This is a genomic window from Pseudomonas sp. GXM4 (genome assembly GCF_008923895.1).
In the GTDB taxonomy this organism is placed as follows: domain Bacteria; phylum Pseudomonadota; class Gammaproteobacteria; order Pseudomonadales; family Pseudomonadaceae; genus Aquipseudomonas; species Aquipseudomonas atacamensis.
In genome coordinates this window covers 1-3,932 of sequence record NZ_WBRZ01000383.1, presented here as the reverse complement: position 1 = coordinate 3,932, position 3,932 = coordinate 1, and the positions used below count along the sequence as shown (strand labels likewise).

Genomic DNA, 3,932 nt, shown 5'->3' with positions numbered 1-3,932 from the left:
GCAAATTGCTTGGGTGTTATATGGTCAAGCCTCACGGGCAATTAGTATTGGTTAGCTCAACGCCTCACAGCGCTTACACACCCAACCTATCAACGTCGTAGTCTTCGACGGCCCTTCAGGGAACTCAAGGTTCCAGTGAGATCTCATCTTGAGGCAAGTTTCCCGCTTAGATGCTTTCAGCGGTTATCTTTCCCGAACATAGCTACCCGGCAATGCCACTGGCGTGACAACCGGAACACCAGAGGTTCGTCCACTCCGGTCCTCTCGTACTAGGAGCAGCCCCTCTCAAATCTCAAACGTCCACGGCAGATAGGGACCGAACTGTCTCACGACGTTCTAAACCCAGCTCGCGTACCACTTTAAATGGCGAACAGCCATACCCTTGGGACCGGCTTCAGCCCCAGGATGTGATGAGCCGACATCGAGGTGCCAAACACCGCCGTCGATATGAACTCTTGGGCGGTATCAGCCTGTTATCCCCGGAGTACCTTTTATCCGTTGAGCGATGGCCCTTCCATACAGAACCACCGGATCACTAAGACCTACTTTCGTACCTGCTCGACGTGTCTGTCTCGCAGTCAAGCGCGCTTTTGCCTTTATACTCTACGACCGATTTCCGACCGGTCTGAGCGCACCTTCGTACTCCTCCGTTACTCTTTAGGAGGAGACCGCCCCAGTCAAACTACCCACCATACACTGTCCTCGATCCGGATAACGGACCTGAGTTAGAACCTCAAAGTTGCCAGGGTGGTATTTCAAGGATGGCTCCACGCGAACTGGCGTCCACGCTTCAAAGCCTCCCACCTATCCTACACAAGCAAATTCAAAGTCCAGTGCAAAGCTATAGTAAAGGTTCACGGGGTCTTTCCGTCTAGCCGCGGATACACTGCATCTTCACAGCGATTTCAATTTCACTGAGTCTCGGGTGGAGACAGCGCCGCCATCGTTACGCCATTCGTGCAGGTCGGAACTTACCCGACAAGGAATTTCGCTACCTTAGGACCGTTATAGTTACGGCCGCCGTTTACCGGGGCTTCGATCAAGAGCTTCGCGTTAGCTAACCCCATCAATTAACCTTCCGGCACCGGGCAGGCGTCACACCCTATACGTCCACTTTCGTGTTTGCAGAGTGCTGTGTTTTTAATAAACAGTCGCAGCGGCCTGGTATCTTCGACCGGCATGAGCTTACGGAGCAAGTCCTTCACCCTCACCGGCGCACCTTCTCCCGAAGTTACGGTGCCATTTTGCCTAGTTCCTTCACCCGAGTTCTCTCAAGCGCCTTGGTATTCTCTACCCAACCACCTGTGTCGGTTTGGGGTACGGTTCCTGGTTACCTGAAGCTTAGAAGCTTTTCTTGGAAGCATGGCATCAACCACTTCGTCACCCAAAGGGTAACTCGTCATCAGCTCTCGGCCTTAAGATCCCGGATTTACCTAAGATCTCAGCCTACCACCTTAAACTTGGACAACCAACGCCAAGCTGGCCTAGCCTTCTCCGTCCCTCCATCGCAATAACCAGAAGTACAGGAATATTAACCTGTTTTCCATCGACTACGCTTTTCAGCCTCGCCTTAGGGACCGACTAACCCTGCGTCGATTAACGTTGCGCAGGAAACCTTGGTCTTTCGGCGTGGGTGTTTTTCACACCCATTGTCGTTACTCATGTCAGCATTCGCACTTCTGATACCTCCAGCAAGCTTCTCAACTCACCTTCACAGGCTTACAGAACGCTCCTCTACCGCATCACCCGAAGGTGATACCCGTAGCTTCGGTGTATGGTTTGAGCCCCGTTACATCTTCCGCGCAGGCCGACTCGACTAGTGAGCTATTACGCTTTCTTTAAAGGGTGGCTGCTTCTAAGCCAACCTCCTAGCTGTCTAAGCCTTCCCACATCGTTTCCCACTTAACCATAACTTTGGGACCTTAGCTGACGGTCTGGGTTGTTTCCCTTTTCACGACGGACGTTAGCACCCGCCGTGTGTCTCCCATGCTCGGCACTTGTAGGTATTCGGAGTTTGCATCGGTTTGGTAAGTCGGGATGACCCCCTAGCCGAAACAGTGCTCTACCCCCTACAGTGATACATGAGGCGCTACCTAAATAGCTTTCGAGGAGAACCAGCTATCTCCGAGCTTGATTAGCCTTTCACTCCGATCCACAGGTCATCCGCTAACTTTTCAACGGTAGTCGGTTCGGTCCTCCAGTCAGTGTTACCTAACCTTCAACCTGCCCATGGATAGATCGCCCGGTTTCGGGTCTATTCCCAGCGACTAGACGCCCTATTAAGACTCGCTTTCGCTACGCCTCCCCTATTCGGTTAAGCTCGCCACTGAAAATAAGTCGCTGACCCATTATACAAAAGGTACGCAGTCACAGAACAAAGTCTGCTCCCACTGCTTGTACGCATACGGTTTCAGGATCTATTTCACTCCCCTCTCCGGGGTTCTTTTCGCCTTTCCCTCACGGTACTAGTTCACTATCGGTCAGTCAGTAGTATTTAGCCTTGGAGGATGGTCCCCCCATATTCAGACAAAGTTTCTCGTGCTCCGTCCTACTCGATTTCATGACTAAGAGATTTTCGCGTACAGGGCTATCACCCACTATGGCCGCACTTTCCAGAGCGTTCCGCTAATCTCAAAGCCACTTAAGGGCTAGTCCCCGTTCGCTCGCCACTACTAAGGGAATCTCGGTTGATTTCTTTTCCTCAGGGTACTTAGATGTTTCAGTTCCCCTGGTTCGCCTCTTGCACCTATGTATTCAGTACAAGATAACCATCTTATGATGGCTGGGTTCCCCCATTCAGACATCTCCGGATCAAAGTCTGTTTGCCGACTCCCCGAAGCTTTTCGCAGGCTACCACGTCTTTCATCGCCTCTGACTGCCAAGGCATCCACCGTATGCGCTTCTTCACTTGACCATATAACCCCAAGCAATCTGGTTATACTGTGAAGACGACATTCGCCGAAAATTCGAATTTCTCAACTAAGAGAACTCACAAATTTTACCTTAGCCTGATCCGTTACCAGTGAAAGTAACGTTCAGTCTATCTTTCTATCACATACCCAAATTTTTAAAGAACGATCTAGTCAAAGACTAGAAATCAACATTCATCACCGTCTCGGTGGAATGCTCATTTCTAAGCTTTCAAACTTCAGAAGCAGTAGTGGTGGAGCCAAGCGGGATCGAACCGCTGACCTCCTGCGTGCAAGGCAGGCGCTCTCCCAGCTGAGCTATGGCCCCGTATTTCTACAGGCGTTTCCCACACAAAATTGGTGGGTCTGGGCAGATTCGAACTGCCGACCTCACCCTTATCAGGGGTGCGCTCTAACCAACTGAGCTACAGACCCAATTTCGGGCTGCTTCTATCGTCTTCTTCAATGAATCAAGCAATTCGTGTGGGAGCTCATGCAGCAGCTGATGTCGTCGATTAAGGAGGTGATCCAGCCGCAGGTTCCCCTACGGCTACCTTGTTACGACTTCACCCCAGTCATGAATCACACCGTGGTAACCGTCCTCCCGAAGGTTAGACTAGCTACTTCTGGTGCAACCCACTCCCATGGTGTGACGGGCGGTGTGTACAAGGCCCGGGAACGTATTCACCGCGACATTCTGATTCGCGATTACTAGCGATTCCGACTTCACGCAGTCGAGTTGCAGACTGCGATCCGGACTACGATCGGTTTTATGGGATTAGCTCCACCTCGCGGCTTGGCAACCCTTTGTACCGACCATTGTAGCACGTGTGTAGCCCAGGCCGTAAGGGCCATGATGACTTGACGTCATCCCCACCTTCCTCCGGTTTGTCACCGGCAGTCTCCTTAGAGTGCCCACCATTACGTGCTGGTAACTAAGGACAAGGGTTGCGCTCGTTACGGGACTTAACCCAACATCTCACGACACGAGCTGACGACAGCCATGCAGCACCTGTCTCAATG

2 tRNA genes and 2 rRNA genes are annotated in these 3,932 nt (G+C 51.8%); all 4 read right to left on the bottom strand.

The features are described from left to right. Positions 1-20 precede the first annotated feature (20 nt). Positions 21-2,914, bottom strand: a 23S ribosomal RNA gene (locus F8N49_RS26260). 247 nt (positions 2,915-3,161) lie between these two features. Beyond that, positions 3,162-3,237 (bottom strand) — tRNA-Ala (locus F8N49_RS26255). A 30-nt stretch (positions 3,238-3,267) separates the two neighbouring features. Beyond that, a tRNA-Ile gene (locus F8N49_RS26250) sits at positions 3,268-3,344 on the bottom strand. Between the two features lie 81 nt (positions 3,345-3,425). Continuing rightward, a 16S ribosomal RNA gene (locus F8N49_RS26245) occupies positions 3,426-3,932 on the bottom strand; the annotation flags it as partial.